19 protein-coding genes and 1 riboswitch are annotated in these 20323 nt (G+C 37.5%); all 19 genes read left to right on the forward strand.

Annotated features, from left to right (window positions below):
* The first annotated feature begins 1 nt into the window (after nt 1).
* The 19 genes from KTB61_RS00360 (at nt 2) to KTB61_RS00450 (ending at nt 20266) form a co-directional block, all read left to right on the forward strand.
* Nucleotides 2-1318, forward strand: a complete 1317-nt coding sequence (locus KTB61_RS00360) for an ABC transporter substrate-binding protein (protein ID WP_216696561.1) — start codon at nt 2-4, stop codon at nt 1316-1318.
* Nucleotides 1319-1451: 133 nt separating this feature from the next.
* A complete protein-coding gene (locus tag KTB61_RS00365; RefSeq protein WP_216696562.1) occupies nt 1452-1886 on the forward strand; it encodes a PTS sugar transporter subunit IIA in 435 nt (144 codons plus the stop codon).
* Nucleotides 1887-1898: 12 nt separating this feature from the next.
* A complete protein-coding gene (locus KTB61_RS00370) occupies nt 1899-2396 on the forward strand; it encodes a PTS system mannose/fructose/N-acetylgalactosamine-transporter subunit IIB (protein ID WP_075759234.1) in 498 nt (165 codons plus the stop codon).
* Between the two features lie 21 nt (nt 2397-2417).
* Nucleotides 2418-3272 carry a PTS mannose/fructose/sorbose/N-acetylgalactosamine transporter subunit IIC gene (locus KTB61_RS00375; protein ID WP_075759233.1) on the forward strand — a complete coding sequence of 285 codons (855 nt, stop codon included), beginning with the start codon at nt 2418-2420 and terminating at the stop codon, nt 3270-3272.
* 1 nt (nt 3273) lies between these two features.
* On the forward strand, nt 3274-4110 hold the full coding sequence (locus KTB61_RS00380; protein WP_216696563.1) for a PTS system mannose/fructose/sorbose family transporter subunit IID: 837 nt from the start codon (nt 3274-3276) through the stop codon (nt 4108-4110).
* 19 nt (nt 4111-4129) lie between these two features.
* Nucleotides 4130-4414, forward strand: coding sequence for a hypothetical protein (locus KTB61_RS00385; RefSeq protein ID WP_075759231.1), 285 nt, complete (start codon nt 4130-4132; stop codon nt 4412-4414).
* 188 nt (nt 4415-4602) lie between these two features.
* Entirely contained in the window at nt 4603-9111 is a 4509-nt protein-coding gene (locus KTB61_RS00390; protein ID WP_216696564.1) for a GH32 C-terminal domain-containing protein, read from the forward strand.
* A gap of 92 nt (nt 9112-9203) precedes the next feature.
* A riboswitch (FMN riboswitch) is annotated at nt 9204-9318 on the forward strand.
* 223 nt (nt 9319-9541) lie between these two features.
* Nucleotides 9542-10627 (forward strand): bifunctional diaminohydroxyphosphoribosylaminopyrimidine deaminase/5-amino-6-(5-phosphoribosylamino)uracil reductase RibD, encoded by a 1086-nt coding sequence (gene ribD, locus KTB61_RS00395; protein ID WP_075760529.1) that lies wholly within the window; start codon nt 9542-9544, stop codon nt 10625-10627.
* Complete coding sequence (gene ribE, locus KTB61_RS00400; RefSeq protein ID WP_216696565.1) at nt 10609-11262, forward strand: riboflavin synthase; 654 nt, start codon at nt 10609-10611, stop codon at nt 11260-11262. Before ribD ends, ribE begins: the two co-directional genes overlap by 19 nt.
* Nucleotides 11263-11274: 12 nt before the next feature.
* On the forward strand, nt 11275-12471 hold the full coding sequence (locus tag KTB61_RS00405) for a bifunctional 3,4-dihydroxy-2-butanone-4-phosphate synthase/GTP cyclohydrolase II (RefSeq protein ID WP_075759228.1): 1197 nt from the start codon (nt 11275-11277) through the stop codon (nt 12469-12471).
* Between the two features lie 19 nt (nt 12472-12490).
* Complete coding sequence (gene ribH / locus KTB61_RS00410; protein WP_075759227.1) at nt 12491-12958, forward strand: 6,7-dimethyl-8-ribityllumazine synthase; 468 nt, start codon at nt 12491-12493, stop codon at nt 12956-12958.
* 1 nt (nt 12959) lies between these two features.
* Nucleotides 12960-14507: an FGGY-family carbohydrate kinase gene (locus KTB61_RS00415; RefSeq protein WP_216696566.1), complete on the forward strand. Its 1548-nt coding sequence runs from the start codon at nt 12960-12962 to the stop codon at nt 14505-14507.
* Between the two features lie 87 nt (nt 14508-14594).
* On the forward strand, nt 14595-15956 hold the full coding sequence (locus KTB61_RS00420) for an MATE family efflux transporter (protein WP_075759225.1): 1362 nt from the start codon (nt 14595-14597) through the stop codon (nt 15954-15956).
* A 95-nt stretch (nt 15957-16051) separates the two neighbouring features.
* Nucleotides 16052-16780, forward strand: coding sequence for an NAD-dependent protein deacylase (locus KTB61_RS00425; protein ID WP_075759224.1), 729 nt, complete (start codon nt 16052-16054; stop codon nt 16778-16780).
* A 2-nt stretch (nt 16781-16782) separates the two neighbouring features.
* Complete coding sequence (locus KTB61_RS00430; RefSeq protein WP_075759223.1) at nt 16783-17148, forward strand: NusG domain II-containing protein; 366 nt, start codon at nt 16783-16785, stop codon at nt 17146-17148.
* A gap of 9 nt (nt 17149-17157) precedes the next feature.
* Complete coding sequence (locus KTB61_RS00435) at nt 17158-17649, forward strand: Gx transporter family protein (protein ID WP_075759222.1); 492 nt, start codon at nt 17158-17160, stop codon at nt 17647-17649.
* 16 nt (nt 17650-17665) lie between these two features.
* Nucleotides 17666-18736, forward strand: a complete 1071-nt coding sequence (locus KTB61_RS00440) for an FAD:protein FMN transferase (protein ID WP_083638292.1) — start codon at nt 17666-17668, stop codon at nt 18734-18736.
* Between the two features lie 183 nt (nt 18737-18919).
* Complete coding sequence (locus tag KTB61_RS00445) at nt 18920-19498, forward strand: 50S ribosomal protein L25 (protein ID WP_075759221.1); 579 nt, start codon at nt 18920-18922, stop codon at nt 19496-19498.
* Between the two features lie 108 nt (nt 19499-19606).
* On the forward strand, nt 19607-20266 hold the full coding sequence (locus tag KTB61_RS00450) for an HAD family hydrolase (RefSeq protein WP_216696567.1): 660 nt from the start codon (nt 19607-19609) through the stop codon (nt 20264-20266).
* Nucleotides 20267-20323: the final 57 nt, after the last annotated feature.

The raw sequence follows: 20323 nt of genomic DNA on the forward strand, positions 1-20323 counted from the left end.
TATGAATAAAATGGCAGTTTGGTGGAAGAGATTGGTGATTCTGGGATTAGTTCTCAGTATTTTTGCAGTTATATTTGTGGTAACACCAAAACAAGAGAAAATTGTACTTACATTTGGCATGTTTGCAGGAAATCAGTGGGATGTTCCAGATGATAACTGTTATAAGATTATTGATGAAATTATAAAAGAATTTGAAAAAGAGCATCCCAATGTAACAATTAAATATGACAGCGGAATTATGAAAGATGACTATTCGGAAGAAATTTCGGAAAAAGCGCTGAAAGGAAAACTGCCGGATGTGTTTATGGTGCTTCCGGAAGATTTTAATACTTTTTCATCTATTGGCATTTTAAAAAATCTGGATTCTCTTATTGCACAAGATCGTTCATTTGATTCAGATGATTATTATCAGGGAAGTTATGATGCAGGAAATTTTAAGGGAAGTCAGTTTGCATTGCCTTATGAAAGTGTTCCGACTTTGATGTTTGTAAATAAAACGCTGTTAAAAAAAGAAGGAATCAAAATGCCTGATAATAAGTGGACATGGGATGAGTTCTATAATATATGCAAAAAAGTCACTAAAGATACCGATGGTGATGGAAAAATCGATCAGTTTGGTGTTTATAATTATGACTGGAAAGATGCAGTCTATAGCAATGGAGGAAATCTGTTTAATCAAAATGGAACCCAATGTAATCTGACAGAAGATTCGGTGGAAAATTCTGTTTTGTTCGTAAAAAAAATTCAACAGCTATCAGAGTATCAGAAACCTAAATCAATTGATTTTGATACAGGAAATATTGCATTCAGACCAATGAAGTTTTCAGAGTTTCGAACTTATAAACCATATCCATGGAGAATTAATAAATATTTTGATTTTGAATGGGATTGTATTCTTTTGCCGTCAGGGCCAGATGGTAATAATAGAACCAATATGGATCATTTATTAATAGGAATAAGTGATAAAACCAGTCACAGCCATATGGCATGGGAATTTCTTAAAAAGTTAACCTATGAAAAAGAAACTCAGAAAAAAATATTTCAGTATTCTCAGGGAGTATCTCCATTAAAATCCGTGACCAGGTCAAAAGAAACTGAGAAGATTCTGGAAGAAGATATGGGTGAGGATACGGTAGTAAAAGTGGAGCTTCTTGATGAGGTTATGAATCATTCTGTGGAAACAAGAAAATTCCGTAGTTATGATACTGTTTTGCAGTTTATCGACAGGGAAATTGATGACTTGATTGAAAGTGATGAAAATTTTGATGAAAGTATTCTGAAAATCAAAAATCAGGCTGAAGAATTATTAAATAAATAAAAAATGACATTTGTCATATAAAAAAGTTGCATTTGTAAATTGGAATTGATGACAATTTACAGATGCTCTTTTTTTTTGTAATTGGTAAGATAAGTTTGTCAATATGAGAACAGATAAAAGAAAGGAGAAGAGGATGAAATACGTTGTGCTGGTCAGTCACGGTACATTTGCACCAGGACTCAAAAATGTACTGGAAATGCTTGCAGGTGGAGACAGAGAAGATGTTATTGCAGTAGGACTTGAGAACGGAATGGGAGCAGACGAATTTGCAGAGAAATTCGTAGATGCAATCAGCGGAGTCAAAGAAGGTGATGAAATCATTCTTCTTGCAGATATCATTGGAGGCTCTCCATTGACTAATGCTATTGAGCAGGTTTCAAATAAGGGATTGATTGAAAATACAATCATCTTCGGCGGAATGAATCTTGCCATGGCATTGACAGCAACTTTGATGAAAGATGCAGTTGATAAAGACATGCTGAGAGAAAACCTGGTAAGTGAAGCTAAAGATGCAATTAAAGAGTTTGTATTAGAAACTTCAAGCAGTGATGATGAAGATGATATTTAAGGAGGAGAGAAGATGTCAATTTCATTTTTAAGAATTGATGACCGTATGATTCATGGTCAGACTGTAACAAGATGGTCTTTAGAGTATCCATGTGATGGATTAATTGCTGTTAATGACAGAGCGGCAAACACAGAAGCATTAAAGATGGCTTACAAGAGTGCAAGTACAAAGAAGACATTTGTATGGACTTATGAAGCGTGGAAAAAGAAATGCCAGAAAGTTTTAGACAGTAAAGATAAGTATTTCCTGATTACAAAGGATCCAATTCAGATGAAGAAGATTCTGGTTGATGATGGATTTGTTCCAAGTGACATTAAGAAAGTTATTGTAGGACCATGTAATGATCGTCCGGGAGCTGTAAAACTTGGAAATAATCAGTCCATTACACAGGAAGAAGCAGAAGCGCTTGAAGCAATCTACAAAGCAGGTTATGAAATTGAATTTGCATTGGTAAAAGAAGCTTCAATCGGAACATGGGAAAAATTCAGAGGACAATTTGGATTTAATTAAAATCAGAGAGGAGAAAATATTATGACAATCAGTTGGTTACAAGCAGTCATTTTAGGTATTTTTGCCTGCTTATCAAGTATGCCAGGTATGGGAGGCACTTCAATTGGTAACTACACATTAGGACGTCCATTAGTTGCAGGTCTTGTCTGCGGTATCGTTTTAGGAGATGTTCAGGCAGGTGTTTTAGTCGGTGCAGCAATGCAGGTTGTATATATCGCATTGGTAACACCAGGAGGAACTGTTTCTGCTGACGTTCGTGCAGTATCTTACATTGGTATTCCACTGGCAATGTTAGCATTAAATTCTTATGGATTAGATCCAGCATCTGCAAAAGGTATTGCTATGGCAACATCTTTTGGAGCAATGGTAGGTACACTGGGAACCGTATTATTCTACGGAACAGCAACTATCAACCTGGTATGGCAGCATATTGGATGGCAGGCAGTTGAAAAAGGAGACTTTAAGAAATTATATCTTGTAGATATGGTATTACCTTGGATTTCTCATATTATCTGTAGTTTCCTTCCAGCAGTTATTATGTGTAAACTGGGAGTTCCAGTAGTTGAAACAATCAAAGCAACATTACCAATGGATGGAATCGCTATGAAGACACTGTTTACTGTAGGTAGTATGTTACCTTGTGTCGGAATTGCAATTCTTCTGAAACAGGTAGTAGATAAAGCAGCAGATTTCGTACCATTCTTCTTTGGATTTACTCTTGCAGCAGGTATGGGACTGAACCTTGTATCTGTAACAGTAGTTGCAGGAATGTTCGCAATTATTTACTACAATATCAAGATGATTGGAATCAGAGCAAAAGAAGCAGCATTAGCTTCCGGTGGTTCTATTGACGATGATGATGAGGAGGATATCTAATATGGCAGAGAAAAAGCTTTCTAAAAAAGCGTTAAATAAATCATTCCGTAACTGGTATTATGGAAACTTAACATGTTTCTCACAAGAACATATGCAGACCTTTGGATACTTATGTGCAATGCTTCCATTGGTAGAAGAACTGTATGATACAAAAGAGGAACAGAAAGAAGCAATGAATACATATACTGCTTTCTTCAATACAGAACCTCAGGTAGGTGCCGTAATCGTAGGTATCACAGCAGGTCTGGAAGAAGCAAAAGCAAATGGAAATGATGATATTGATGCAGAAGCAATCAATGGTATCCGTGCTGGTCTGATGGGACCAATCGCTGGTATTGGTGATTCCCTGGTTGTTGGTACATTAATTCCAATCTTATTAGGAATTGCATTGGGATTATCTTCAGGTGGATCTGTTGTAGGACCAATTTTCTATATTATTGCATGGAATCTGATTATTACTTTTGGTATGAAATTCTTATATTTCAAAGGATATGAACTTGGTGGAAAAGCCGTTGACGTACTGGTCGGTGAGCAAGCCACGGCAATACGTGAATCTATCGTAATGCTTGGAACAATGGTTGTTGGATCTGTAGCAGCAACATGGGTATCTGTAAAAACTTCTTTCCATCTTGTAAACGATGCAGGAAAAGAATTCTTAAATCTTCAGAATCAGTTAGATTCTGTATACCCAGGATGCTTAACAGCAGCATTTGTTATCTTCTGCTGGTGGTTAATGGCTAAGAAAAAAATATCTCCAGTTGTTACAATGTTAATTTTAGTAGTAATAGCATTTGTTGGTGTTCTGGTTGGATTCTTCAACCCAGGATTAAAATACTAAAAAAGAAAGGAAGTACGCTATGGCAGTACAGACAAAACAGCAGCAGTTAAAAGAAATTGAGTATCAGACAAAAATGTTAAATAACCTGAAAAAGTGGATTCGCAATTTAATCATTTTATCTTCCGTAGGTGTTGTTGTTGCTTACTGGGCATTGAAGATGCAGGAAGGAATTGCATATAATGTTATTGGAGTGATCAGTATAATTTTAATTGTAATATGTGTGATTTTATGTGCAGTCATAGGGCTTGCTTTTAAAAATGGTAAAGCAAATGTAGATAAAATTATTAAGTTAGTTGAAAAGTAATAAATACTGAACTGGAAATGGACGATCAAATCAAAATTTGATCGTCCATTTTTTTGTTTTCCTATATATATTAAAAAATAGAAGAAATTTACAATTGTCATAAAAAGTGATGACAAAATACAGATGGCTGACAACATAATAAATGTTAAAATAAATTTACAATAAAACTGTTTAAGAAAGGAGAAAGTATGAGAAAAGGAACGGTAAAATTTTTAGCCTGCCTTATGGCAAGCGCAATGGTTGGAACTACTGTGGTACCAACAGTGCCACCCCGGTATGTTCAGGCAGCAGAGGAGCAAAACAGCACAAAGTGGGAATTTTCAGGCATTCATGGTGAGAAAACGGAGACTGGAATTAGTTTATCAGGTGATGGAGATAGTTTCGGTATTTCAGATATTTCCAAAGAGGATAATTATTCCGTTAGTGCAAAATTGACTCAGGGAGATGAAGATGGAGCGATTGGAATTGTTTTAGGTGCAAAGGATACTAAGTCACCGAATAACGGTTCTTTAGTATTGAATGTAACTCCAGCTAGCGGAGAGGTACGTCTTTTTAAGTTCCCATTTGGAGGAACCGATGAGCAGGAAAAAAAATGTTATGATGAACTGAAAAATCAAACAGAATATAAATTTAATATCGAAGTAACAGATGGAAAAATCACTGCGACAATTAATGATACTAAAGTGGCTGCCAGTACAGCCGTTGATAAAAATTTGTTAAACGGAAATATTGGATTTATCAGCTTTAGAGAAACTATGACAACATCTGATTTTAAAGTTGAAGATATAACACCTGAAGAGACAGGAGACTGGTCATTTGTTGGAAATGGAGAGTTGACAGACAATGGTATCCGTTTGAACGGAAAGGGTGATAATCTTGGAATTTCCAGGACAATTAATAAAAAGGATAATTATTCTTTAAAAGCAGATTTAAAAACAGATACCAGTGATGGAGCAGTTGGAGTTGTCTTAGGAGCAAAAGATGCTAATAACCCAAAGGAAGGGTCTGTTGTAGCAAATGTCAATCCTGCAACTGGTGTGGTTCGTATGTTCTGCTTCCAGGGAGGACTGGCTGGAAATCTGCAAAAAGACAAAACTGTTGAAGAGTTAAAAGGCAAAGAAGACTACAAATTTGATGTAACAGTTGAAAATAGACAGCTGAACGTAAAGATTAATGATGTTGATGTCTTCGATATGAAGATAACAGATACAATTTTCGAAGGAAATATTGGTTTTATCTGTTTCAACAAAGATGTGACAATATCCAATATTGAAGTAAAAGATATTGAAGAAAAGAATACAACTGTATATTTGACAGGATTAGAAGTCAAAGGTGCAGATCTGAATCAGAAGTTCAGTCAGGATATCGATAGCTATGCAGCTGTTGTAGAGAATAATACAGAAAGTCTTACTTTTGTTCCAACAGCAGAGGGAGCAAAAGAAATTACGGTCAATGGAACGGCTGTAGCATCAGGAAATCCTGCAGAGGTCAAATTGAAAGAGGGATCTCAGCAGATATCTATTGTAGTAACCAGTGAAAATGGAGCAAAAGATGAAACAATTATCAATGTTCTTCGGAAGGCAAAAAATTCTGTTTATAGTGTTCCAACCAGACCACAGTATCACTTTTCACCAGCTTTAGCTTGGTGTAACGATCCAAATGGTATGGTTTACTACAAAGGCGAATATCATTTATTCTATCAATATTATCCAGATGATAATATATGGGGACCAATGCATTGGGCACATGCAGTATCCAAAGACTTAATTCACTGGGAAGAACTTCCAATCGCATTATATTATCAGGAAGATCAGGGAGCAATGTTCTCTGGAAGTTGTGTTGTTGATGATACAAATGTGTCAGGTCTTTTTGGAGAAGAAAAAGGCGAAGGCAAAGGCGGATTAGTAGCCATTTATACACAGAATAATGACGGTAGAGGACAGGATCAGGCAATTGCATTCAGTAAAGATAATGGTAGAACATGGACAAAATATAAAGGAAATCCAATTCTTAAATGGAACGAAGATCCATTGGATGATGCGGCATTTCGTGATCCAAAGGTATTTTACCATAAAGAATCTGGAAAATATATGATGGTTGTTGCCGGAGGAATCTTAAGAATCTATTCTTCTGAGAATCTGATTGACTGGAAGGTAGAAAGCACTTACAGAGGTGATGAAGGTAACGGTAATCCAAGAATTGAAACAGAATGCCCGGATATGTATTCATTAAAAGATGCAGAAGGAAATACAAAATGGGTTATTAGTGAAGGTGGACGTTATTATCGTATTGGAGACTTCAAAGAAGTAAATGGAAAGTGGACATTTGTACAGGATGATGCACCTTCTAATTCAAAAGATATTGTACATCATGTCATGAACTTTGGACCTCAGTCGTATGCAGCTATGACATATTATATTGATCACCAGACAGAAGAATCACGTCGTATTATGATCAACTGGGCAAGTACCTGGGAAGGTGGTTACTGCAATAATGTCAGTGCTGTAACAGGAAAATGGGGATATAACGGATTCTTCAATCTTCAGACAGAATTAAATTTAAAGAATACAAAAGATGGATATCGTTTAATCCAGACACCAATTGAAGAGTACAAAACTCTCAGGGTTGAAGATGCCAAAACTAAAATTGAAGGAACCATTCCAAAGAAAACGGAAACAAGTGAAAACCTGTTATCTGGCATAAAAGCAGGTCAGTATGAAATCGTTGCCGAACTGGCACCAAAAGCAGGTACAGAAGAAGTTGGATTTAAATTAAGAACCAATGAAGCAGGAACAAAAGAAACTGTTGTCAAATATAATGTTGAAACGAAAAAAGTCAGCATAAACGTTGATAAATCCGGTACAATTCCATCCGGACAGCGTAAAGGTGATGTTGTATCTGATGCAATTGTAACTGAGGAAGATGGAAAAGTGAAACTTAACATCTTTGTGGATGAATCTAGTGTTGAAGTATATGCACAGGATGGACAGCAGACAGGAGCAATGGCTATCTTCCCTGCAACAAGTAATACCGGAATGGAAGTATATTCTGAAGGTGGAGATACAGATGCTGAGATTACTGTCTATCCTATGAAGAGCATCTGGGAGGATAAGCTGACAGGTGATACTACAGCAACAGATTTATACCTTAGTACCGATACAGGAAGTGGACAGTATAATGTTGGAGATACAATCAGTATCGAAGCTGCAATCTCTCCTGTAACTGCAACACAGGAAGTTAAATGGTCCATATCTGGCAATAATGATAATAAAGTTAAGATTGAAAAAGAAGGAAAAAGTGAGATTCAGTTAAAAGCACTGAAAGATGGTGTTGTAACAGTTCGAGCTACTTCAGAAAACGGATTGTCAAGAAGCATTAAAGTGTATATTGACAAAGAAGAACGAGCTATTAATCTGGGTAACTGGAAAGAAGTTAATGGCGATGGAAACTGGACAATCAGCAAAAATGAAAACAGCTGTACAGGAAATGCTACAGGAGATGCATTCCTGATGTCTGGAATTAAGATTCCTTCTGCTGATTATATCTTTGAATCAGATGTCATATACAATGGAGGCCAGGCATTTGCATTACTCTTCCGTGGACAGAGTCCGGATAATAACAAAGCATATGCGGCCAATGTTGATGTAAACAGAAAAGACAGTACTGCAAGAATTTTCACTTTTGGAGGAGGAACAGGAGACATTGGAGACGATGCGAAAATTTCTTTAACAAAAGGTCAGAAATATCATGTAAAAGTCCAGGTAAAAGGAAATCTGTACAAAGTTTACTATGATGGAGCCCTTGTATTAAAGGTTCGTGATAGCCAAGTTGATAAAAACTATCCAGAAGGAAGATACGTTGGATTTAATGTATTTAATGCAAATGTGACCTTTGAGAATATGAAAGTGACTCCATTGGAAGTCAAAGTACCAGAAACAGATAAAGAGATTGAATTAGTGGCTGGTGATAAGAAAGCAATTAAAGTTACAAATATTGATGAAGATTCATTTAACGCTGTTGAGTATACTACATCTGATGCAAATATTGCAGTAGTTAATGATGAAGGAAATGTAACAGCCAAGAAAGCTGGAACTGCTGTTATAACTTCTACAGTAACAACATTTGGACGTAGCTATACATTAGAAACAAAAGTAGTTGTATCTCCAAAAGCAGTTACAGTAACATTAAAAGGAAACGGTGGAAAAACTGTAGCAACTATTAAAGATGCAAAAGCAGGAGCTAAATTACCTGCATGGGATAAATCAAAATTCAAAGCAGCTGGTAAGAAAGGATATGCATTTGCCGGATGGGTTTACAATGGAAAAGTTGTAAAAACAATGCCATCATCATCCGAGAATATTGTATTAACAGCTAAATTTACTAAATTAACTGTTGGACAGGCTAAAGCATTAACAGTAAAAGGAAAATCCGGAACAGGTGTAGGTTTTGTGGCAACATCCGCAAAAAATACAAAGAGCAATGGTTCCAGAAGAGGATTCCGTTTCCGCTATGCAACCAATTCTAAGATGAAGAGTGCAACATACAAGACCACAGGTCTGGCTAAGAATGTATATACCAAGACAGGTTTGAAGAAGAATAAAAAATACTATGTACAGGTACGTTACTACTACTATGATTCAACAAATCAGAAAGTATATGGAGCATACTCAACATCTAAGTCAGTAAAAGCATATTAATTTAAAACGAAAAAATGTCAATCATTTCATGATTGGCATTTTTTTCATTGACAGAATTCTGTGTTCATGATATTGTATATGCAGAAATTAAATAATATCTTCAGGGCAGGGTGTGATTCCCTACCGGCGGTACAGCCCGCGAGCCGTAAGGCATGATTCGGTGAGATTCCGAAGCCGACAGTATAGTCTGGATGGAAGAAGGTAGAGTGATATTGGTTTATTTGTCCTGGGATTATTTTATAGTTCCAGGATTTTTTTATTGCATAAAAACAGTTATTTTATTATAAAAAGGATGCATAAAATAAAGATAACATGATAAACGAATATTCTGAAATCAGGGAAAAGGTTCTGAAGAATTTTTAGGATCTTTTCCCTTTTTCTTTCATTTTTTTCTGAAGAGGAAGGAGATGAACACTTGGAAAACAAGTTTATGGAAAGAGCCATTTCTCTGGCAAAGAAGGGAATCGGATGGACTAACCCAAACCCGCTGGTAGGAGCAGTTATTGTAAAAGAAGGGGAAATTATCGGAGAAGGTTATCATGAGAAAATCGGAGGTTTGCATGCAGAGCGAAATGCTTTGAAAAACTGTATCAAAGACCCGAAAGATGCAGATATCTATGTAACTTTAGAACCATGCTGTCATTATGGGAAAACCCCTCCTTGCACAGAAGCAATTATCAATAGCAAGATCCGCAGGGTGTTCGTTGGAAATCTGGATCCGAATCCAAAAGTTGCCGGAAAAGGGATACAGCTTTTGAAGGATAATGGAATTGAAGTGATAACAGGCGTGATGGAAGAGGAATGCAGAAAACTTAATGATATTTTTTTCCATTATATCCAGAATGATATTCCTTATGTTGCTTTGAAATATGCTATGACTCTGGATGGAAAGATTGCCACTTCCATTGGAGAATCACAATGGATCACGGGCAGGGAAGCCAGGAAGCATGTGCATGAATTGAGGCATCGTTATGCGGCTATTATGGCTGGAATCGGCACGGTACTGGCGGATGATCCAATGCTCAATGCAAGAATTGAAAACGGTCATGATCCTATTCGTGTTATTTGTGATTCACAATTACAGATACCATTGGAATCCAAAATTGTACAGACAGCAAAAGAAATTCCTACGATTATTGCAACCATATCAGAGGAACATGAGAAAAAGCAGAAATTAAGTAAGGCAGGATGCAGCGTAATAAAGGTGGAAGAAGAAAACGGTCATGTAAGTATCCGAAAATTAATGGAAGAGCTTCGGAAGAGAGAAATTGACAGTGTTCTGGTGGAAGGTGGAGGAATCCTCAATGAGTCTGTGATCCAAAGCAGATGTGTTCAGAAAGTATATGCTTATATTGCACCAAAAATTTTCGGAGGCAGAAATGCAAAAACACCAATTGAGGGAACTGGAGTAGAACATATAAAAGATGCATTGTTTCTGGAACATCTGACGTCCAAAACACTTGGAAATGATATTTTGCTGGAAGGGAAGGTGAAAAGGTGTTTACCGGAATTGTAGAAGAATTAGGAACTGTAATATCTCTGAAAAAAGGAAGTAAATCAGCAGTGCTGGTAATTCAGGGAAGTAAAATTTTTGATGATCTGAAGCTTGGAGACAGTGTTGCGGTAAATGGAGTATGTCTTACAGCTACAAGTATCAGTGGAAATATCTTTCATGCAGATGTCATGAATGAAACCTTTCATCGAAGCAGTCTTGGAAGCTTACAGAAGGGTGATGTGGTAAATCTGGAACGTGCCATGGCAGCCAATGGAAGATTTGGAGGTCATATGGTAGCAGGACATGTGGATGCAACAGGAGAGATTGTAAAAATCAAAAAAGATGACAATGCAGTCTGGTTTACCATTAAGGCACCACAGAATATTATGAAATATTGTATTGAAAAAGGATCCATTGCCTTAGATGGAATCAGTTTGACCATAGCGGATATTACCAGTAGCACTATTTCAGTTTCCATGATTCCTCATACCATGGGGAACACAAACTTTGGGCAGAAAAAGCCTGGTGATGTGGTGAATCTGGAAAATGATATGGTTGGAAAATATATAGATAAACTTTTGCATTTTGAGGAACCCAAAACAAAAGAAAATACTTCTGGGATAACCATGGAAATGCTTAGAAATGCAGGATTTTAAGGAGGAATAAAGATGGAATTTTGTACTATAGAAGAAGCAGCAGAGGAACTAAGACAAGGAAAAATTATTATCGTTACAGATGATGAGGACAGAGAAAATGAAGGGGATTTTATCTGTGCTTCACAATTTGCAACTACAGATAATATTAATTTTATGGCTACATACGGAAAGGGATTGATTTGTATGCCAATGTCCTTGCAAATGAGCCAGAAGCTGGGATTGTCTGCTATGGTGAAAAACAATACGGATAATCATGAGACTGCATTTACAGAAAGTATTGATCATGTAGATACAACGACCGGAATATCAGCGGTAGAACGTTCTTTGACTGCAATGAAATGTATGGAAGATGGAATCAGACCAGAGGATCTCAGACGTCCGGGACATATGTTTCCACTGATTGCTAAAGAATGGGGTGTCATGGAACGAAACGGCCATACAGAGGCAACCGTGGATCTGATGAAGATTGCAGGGTTAAAAGAAAGCGGACTTTGCTGTGAAATTATGCGGGAAGACGGAACCATGATGCGGACTCCGGAGCTGATGGAGCTGGCAGAGAAATTCGGTTTAAAAATGACAACCATTAAAGAACTTCAGAATTACCGAAAAAGTCATGAAGTGTTTGTAAAATGTGAAGTTACAACTCCAATGCCTACAAAATACGGATCATTTAAAGCATATGGATATGTGGATCAGATCACAGGTGAACATCATGTTGCATTGGTAAAAGGTAATGTTGCAGACGGAGAACCAGTATTATGCAGGGTACATTCAGAGTGTCTGACAGGTGATACCTTTGGTTCACTTCGATGTGATTGCGGTGATCAGCTACATCAGGCATTACGACAGATTGAAGAAGAAGGTCGAGGTGTTCTTTTATATATGCGACAGGAAGGCAGAGGTATTGGACTGATCAATAAATTAAAAGCTTATGCACTCCAGGATCAGGGATTGGATACAGTAGAAGCAAATCTGGCTCTCGGCTTTAAAGATGATCTAAGGGAATATTATATCGGTGCTCAGATCCTAAGAGATCTTGGAATCAGCCAGTTGAGACTTTTGACCAACAATCCGACAAAAATTGAAGGATTAAGTGAATTTGGACTGGAAATCGTAGAAAGAGTGCCAATTCAGATGGCATTAACAGAATATGATCAAAGATACATGAAGACCAAACAGGAAAAAATGAGACATATGACAGATTATTAAAAGAAAAGGAGATATAAAAATGAGAGTATTAGAAGGTAAATTAGTAGCAAGTGGATTAAAAATCGGTATTGTAGCAGCACGTTTTAATGAGTTTATTGTATCCAAACTGGTAGGTGGAGCATTAGATGGCTTAAAGCGTCATGATGTAAAAGATGATGATATTGATATCGCGTGGGTTCCTGGTGCTTTTGAAATCCCGTTAATTGCAGATAAAATGGCAAAGAGTGGGAAATACGATGCAGTTATCTGTCTTGGAACAGTAATTCGTGGAGCTACATCCCATTATGATTATGTATGTAACGAAGCTGCAAAAGGGATTGCACAGGTTTCATTAAATGCAGGAATTCCGGTTCTTTTCGGAGTTGTGACAACAGAAAATATTGAACAGGCAATTGAACGTGCCGGAACCAAAGCAGGTAATAAAGGATATGATTGTGCACTGTCAGCCATTGAAATGGTACAGCTGATCAAAGAGATGGAAGCATAAAATGAAAAAATATTATTTAGGATTTGATGCGGGAACACAAAGTGTGAAAGCTGCCATTTATGATGAGGATATGAAATGTGTTGTCTCAGATACCAATCCGACAATATTAAAGTATCCTCATCCGGGATGGGTGGAAATGGATGCAGATCAATACCTTCAGGCAACTATTGCAGGAATACGTAACTGTGTCAGTCAAATGAAAGAAAAGGGGCTTGATCCTGCAGGAATTCGTTCAATATTTGGTGATGGAATTATTTGTGGAGTGGTCGGTGTTGATGAAAACTGTAAAGCCATCACTCCATATATTAATTATCTGGATTCCAGGACAAAGGAAGATGCCAGTGAACTGGCGGAAAGAAATTTAGATATCTGGGCAAAAGAAACGGGAAATCCACAGCCTAATTGTATGTTTCCGGCAATGTTTGCCCGATGGATGATGAAAAACTGCAAAGAATTTCAGAAAAATGGTAAAAAGTTCATGCACAACGCACCATATATACTGGCAAATCTGGCGGGACTTTCTGCAAAAGATGCATTTATCGACTGGGGAGCTATGTCAGGATGGGGACTGGGTTATCATGTTATCGAGAAAAGGTGGTCCAAAGACCAGCTGGAGATCTTAGAAATTCCTGAGGAAATGATGCCGGAAATTAAAAAGCCATGGGATATTATCGGACATTTGTCAGAAAAGTACGCAGAGGAAACAGGGCTTCCGGAAGGAATTCCCATTTGTGCCGGTGCCGGAGATACAATGCAGTCTATGATAGGCTGTGGAGTTACAGGTGTCAATAAAGCAGCAGATGTGGCAGGCACCTGTGCCATGTTCTGCATTGCAACTGATGGAATTAAACCAGAGCTAAGCAAGGCAGAAAATAATCTGGTATTCAATAGTGGAACTTTGGAAAATACATATTTTTACTGGGGATTTATTCGTACAGGGGGGCTTGCCTTACGCTGGTATAAAGATAATGTCTGTGGAAAATCAGAAGATGGAGATTATTTTGATCAATTAAATCAGCAGGCAGAAAATGTACCACCGGGATCTAACGGGGTTCTTTTCCTTCCATATTTAACAGGAGGTTTTGGGGAAAACACCCAGGCATCTGCCTGTTTCTTAAATATGTCCATGGATACTGATCAGGGAGTCTTATGGAGAGCTGTATTGGAAGCCATAGGATATGATTATATGGGAGTAACAGATATTTATAAAAAAGCCGGGGCAAATCTTGATGTAATTACAGTGACAGAAGGAGGAAGCAAATCCCGCATATGGAATCAGATGAAAGCAGATATGATGGACTGCCAGGTGGTAACATTAAAAACAGCAGAAGGAGCAGTTTTGACAGATGCTGCAACGGCAGCATATGCGGTAGGTGATATTAAAGATCTGAAAGCTGTATTTGAAAAGAATCTGGAAATAAAAGAGGTATATAAGCCTGATCCGGAAAATACCAGTTATTACAGAAAAGTTTATCAGTTACAAAAAGAGCTTGTAAGAAAAGATATGAGGGCAGCTTTCGAAAGCCTGCATAAAATAGGAGAAATATAAGAAGACAAGGGTAGTGAAAACTGCCCTTGATTCATTTTAAGGGAAGTGTCATAATAAATAAGATAATGAAATGAAGGGATGAGGAACATGGCAGCAGCCAGAAATGATTTTACAAAAGGCAGTATTCCACGGAATATTATGAATATGGCAATTCCTATGACATTGGCACAGATCATTAATCTTTTGTACAATATTGTAGATCGTATTTACATAGGAAGAATACCTGTTGACGGAACCATGGCTTTGACAGGTCTTGGACTGACATTCCCGATCATAACGATTTTAAGTGCTTTTGCCAATTTATTTGGTATGGGAGGAGCACCCCTTTGTTCTATTGCCAGAGGAAAAGGAGAAAATCAACGGGCAGCTAATATTATGAGATGTTCTTATACGTTATTGTGTATGACAGCATTGGTATTGACCGTTCTTTGCTTCATATTCATGAAACCGATTTTATATGCTTTTGGAGCCAGTGATACTATTTATCCTTATGCCAGGGATTATCTGCAGATTTATTTGCTGGGAACGGTTTTTGTTATGATCAGCCTGGGAATGAATAATTTTATTAATTCTCAGGGATTTGGGAAAATCGGAATGTATACGATTCTGTGCGGCGCAGTGACAAATATTATCCTGGATCCTATCCTGATCTTTGGATTTCATATGGGAGTAAGAGGTGCTGCCACGGCAACTGTGATTTCACAGGGATTGTCTGCTTTTTTTGCATTAAGATTTTTAAGCAGTCAGAAGGCTATTCTTCGATTGAATCCAAAAGAATTTTATTTAAATAGAAGATTGACAAAAGAGATCACAACAATGGGAATATCCGGTTTTACTCTTGCAGCTACCAATGGAGCAGTACAGATTGTATGCAATGCCCAGCTGCAACAGTTTGGAGGAGATTTGTATATTGGAGTCATGACCATTTTAAATTCTGTAAGAGATATCCTTACCATGCCTGTAACAGGAATTACCAATGGAGCACAGCCGGTTCTTGGATTTAACTATGGTGCGGGACATCCTAAAAGAGTAAAAAGCGGAATAAAATTTATGACTATATCCTGCCTGTGTTATACTGCTTTGGCATGGGGATGCGTGGTACTATTTCCCGAAATATTTATTCACATATTTAATGGAAGCAAAGATTTGATGAAGGCAGCAGTTCCTGCACTCCATATTTATTTCTTTGGATTTATTTTTATGACTCTTCAGTTTTCCGGACAGGCAACCTTTGTAGCACTGGGAAAAGCAAAGCAGGCTACATTTTTTTCTATTTTCAGGAAAATTATTATTGTTGTTCCACTGGCAATGTTTTTGCCATATGTGGGGAATTTAGGTGTTAACGGTGTCTTTTTATCAGAACCTATTTCCAACTTTATTGGAGGACTGGCATCCTTTACCACAATGATTATTACTGTCTGGAGAAAACTAGAGAAAAATGGAAAATGAAAGAAATGAAAGATATTTTCAGAAGGACGCCTAGACGAGGCGTCTCTTTTCTTGTACAATAAAACCAAAATGGTGAAAGAAACGGAGGAAGAAAAATGGATAATGAAAAGATTGCACAATTACAGCAGATGATAGATGAGAGTCATAATATAGTTTTTTTTGGTGGTGCAGGTGTATCCACAGAAAGTAATATTCCTGATTTTCGAAGTACTGATGGATTATATCATCAGACTTACAAATATCCTCCGGAAATTATGGTCAGTCATAGTTTTTTTGTACATCATACAGAAGAATTTTATGATTTCTATAAAAATAAGATGATTTTCCCGGATGCACAGCCCAACAAGGCACATTTAAAGCTGGCAGAGCTTGAGCAGGCAGGAAAGTTATCTGCCATTGTAACTCAAAATATTGACGGGCTTCATCAGAAAGCAGGAAGTAAGAATGTATTTGAGCTTCATGGAAGTGTTCACCGCAATTATTGTCAGAAATGTCATCGTTTTTATGATGTGAATTATATGGTGGAGGCAGATGGTGTACCATACTGTGAAACATGTGGCGGAATTATTAAACCGGATGTTGTATTATACGAAGAAGGTCTGGACTCTAACACCATTCAGGGAGCAGTCAACGCCATTTCCAATGCAGATATGCTGATTATTGGAGGAACTTCTCTGGTGGTATATCCTGCAGCAGGGATGATTGATTATTTCCGTGGAAAATACCTGGCGGTACTGAACAGGGATGCCACATCCAGAGACAAGCAGGCAGACATTTGTATTACAGATCCTATTGGTGAAGTATTAGGACAGATAACGGTATAAAAATGAAGAAAAAAGATGTAATACTGATCAGTGTGATTTTAGGAATCGCACTGATTAGTTTTGGGATTATGAAATTTACGCAAAAAAGTGGAAAAGAAGTTGTTGTAACAGTGAACGGCAGTGAGGTTTTTCGCAGGGAATTGGCAAAGAATCAAACATTTGAAATTCCGGTAAAGGATGGGAAAAATGTTTTAGAGATCAAGGATGGTAAAGTCATTATGAAAGAAGCAGATTGCCCGGATCAGATTTGCAGGAAGCATAAGGCTATTGACAAGTCAGGAGAAACCATTGTATGTCTGCCTCATAAAGTAGTGATTGAGGTAGAAGCAGATACGAGGGAACAGGAACTGGATGGAATAACCAGGTAGGAGGAACAAATGACAAAAAGAGTAGCGACCGATGGATTATTTATAGCCCTTTCACTGGTAGTATCTTATATTGAAGTAATGCTTCCTATTCCTCTGGGAATTCCAGGGGTAAAGATAGGTCTTGCCAATGCAGTGATTATGGTGTTACTGTTTTTTACTACCTGGCAAAGGGCTCTGGGAATATCTGTGCTTCGCATTATATTGGCAGGATTCCTTTTTGGAAATCCAATGACGATTGTATACAGTCTGGCAGGAGGAATTTTAAGCCTTCTGGTGATGGTGCTATTGAGAAAAATCAAAGGTTTTTCAGCCATTGGGATCAGTGTAGGCGGTGGAGTAGCACATAATATGGGACAGCTGACAGTTGCAGTTTTATTAATGGAAAATGCTAAAATCTATCTTTATATGCCGGTGCTTTTGATAACAGGAACCATTGCAGGGGTTGCCATCGGGGTATTAACGGGAATATTGGTTAAGAAACTGCCAAAACAGTTATTTTAAAGAATGGAGGACAGACATGGGAGGCATCTGTAAAAAAATATTGGGAATGGGTATTATGTTAAGTTTGTTGATATCTTTGACTGGATGTCAGGAAAAAACTTCATCTTACAGCCATACGGATTTTGCCATGGGAACTGTAACAAATGTTACATTATATGGTACAGGAAATGATCTGGAACAAACCGAGGAAAAAATCATTAAGAAAGTTAAAGAGATAGAGGAGAAACAGATTTCCTGGCGAATTGAGGATTCTCAGATTGCCCGGTTAAATAAAACCCTTGCCCAAAAGGATCAGGCAGTTATAAAAGAACCATTGAAGGGATGGCTTATGGATGCTTTGGAACTGAGCCGTGATTCCATGGCAGATGGAAGAAATGCAGTGGATCCGTCTATTGGAAAGCTGACACAGCTTTGGGATTTTGAATCAGAAAATCCCAAAGTTCCGGATGCAGATAAAATCAGAGATACAGTAAAGGGAACCCTTCCGGAAAGCAGTGAGCATATCACGATTAGAAAGAAGAATGGAGAAATCCTTACATGTGAAACAGGTACAAAGTTTGATCTGGGGGCATTTGGAAAGGGAATCGGAACAGATGAGGCAACGAAACTCCTAAAAAAAGAAGAAAATATTTCAGGAGCTATGGTAGCTTTGGGAGGAAGTATTCTTGTATATGGAGAAAAACCAGATGGCAGTGACTGGAATGTGGGGGTGCAAAGTCCTTCAGGAAAAGATGGAAAAGTGCTCGGAAGCCTGAAAGTAAAAGGTGATACCTTTATTTCGACTTCCGGTGATTATGAAAAATATTTTGTGGATAAAAAAACAGGAAAGAAATATTTCCATATTTTAGACTCTAAAACCGGATATCCGGTGGAGACAGATATTACGTCATGTACTATTATATGTGATTCAGGAATCAACAGTGACGGATTGTCTACGGCATGTTTTACTCTAGGAGTGGAAAAGAGCAGGGAACTGTTGAAAAAATATAATGCAAAAGCCATATTTGTGGATAAAAAGAAAAACGTATATGTCAGTGAAGGACTGGATTTCACCTTACAGGATGATGATTATAAGATTTCAGAGTAAGAGAAGATTGTACTTTTTAAAAAACATAGCTCCCAAAAGTGTTTGTAGTGTTATAATACATATGTAACAAAGAAACAATTGAATACTTAACCAGACCTCTTATTACTTGCAAGGGAATTGCGCAAAAACATTTCTAAACATAATAAAGGCCGCTAAGCAATCAGTTTTAGGAGGAAAAGACAAATGAATACTTTAGAAGCTGAAAAAAGAGATTTACAAATCAAGGCAAAGAAGCTTAGACGGGAAGGATACGTTACCGGTAATATTTTTGGTAGAGAAATGAAAGAGTCAATGCCGATCAAGATTGAAAAAGCCAAGGCAGAACAGTTGATGAAAAACAATGGTCGAGGCAGCCAGGTTATGCTGGATGTAGAAGGACAGAAAATTGATGCTTTGATAAAAGACGTTACTTATGATCCTTTAAAACATCAGTTTATGGAAATTGATTTTCAGGCATTGGTACAGGGAGAAAAGGTACATTCTGTAGCAGAGATCGTCCTTTTGAATACAGATGTTGTAACAGCAGGAATTGTGGAACCGCATTTACATGAGATTTCATTTAAAGCAACACCAGATGCACTGATTGATAAAATTGAAGTTGATGTAAGCCATATGAAAGTCGGAGATACCATCGAAGTGAAAGATCTGGACATTGCATCAAATAAAAATATCGATCTTCTGACAAATCCAGAAGAAGTCATCGTAACCATCGGTGAAATTCAGGCACCGGAAGATGATGAAGAGGAAGCAGCAGAAGCATAGAGTAAAAAACATAAGCAGAAGGGATACATCATCAGGGTGTATCTCTTTTTTTGCATGGAAAGTCCCTTATGAGTTATAATGGGATCAAAGAAACGGAGGAACATACAAATGAAATATAAACTTGCTATTTTTGATATGGATGGAACAATTTTAAATACATTAGAAGATCTTTGTGATGCAACAAACTATGCTTTGAGCCAGTCAGATTATCCGGCACGAACGATAGATGAAGTACGAAGGTTTGTAGGAAATGGTATCAGAAAACTGATCGAGAGAGCAGTTCCAACAGGAACAGAGGAACCTGAAATTGAAAAAGTACATGAAGATTTTACGAAATATTATAAAGTACATTGTGCGGATAAAACAAAACCATATGATGGAATTATGAAACTGTTGGAAAAACTTAGAGCAGCAGGCTGTCAGACAGCAGTTGTATCCAACAAGGCAGATTATGCGGTGCAAGAGCTGTGTGAACAATATTTCCAGGGAATGTTTGATGCGGCAGCGGGAGAAAAAGAAGGAATTGCCAAAAAACCGGCACCGGATTCTGTAAATGCGGTTATGAAAAAACTGGGAACAACCAAGGAACATGCTGTATATATCGGGGATTCTGAAGTAGATATTGAAACAGCAAAAAATGCTGGGTTGGACTGTATCGTAGTAGAATGGGGATTCAGAGACCGGGAGTACCTGGAAGAAAAAGGAGGAAAAACTTTTGTAACCAGGCCCGAAGAAATAAAAGAACGGATTCTTGGGGACTTGTATTAAAATATGTTGTTAAAAAATTAACATGACTTTAACATAGGTATGACAGATAACCAACAC

Origin of the sequence: Anaerostipes faecalis (assembly GCF_018982945.1) — a bacterium.
GTDB classification, from domain to species: Bacteria; Bacillota; Clostridia; order Lachnospirales; family Lachnospiraceae; genus Anaerostipes; species Anaerostipes faecalis.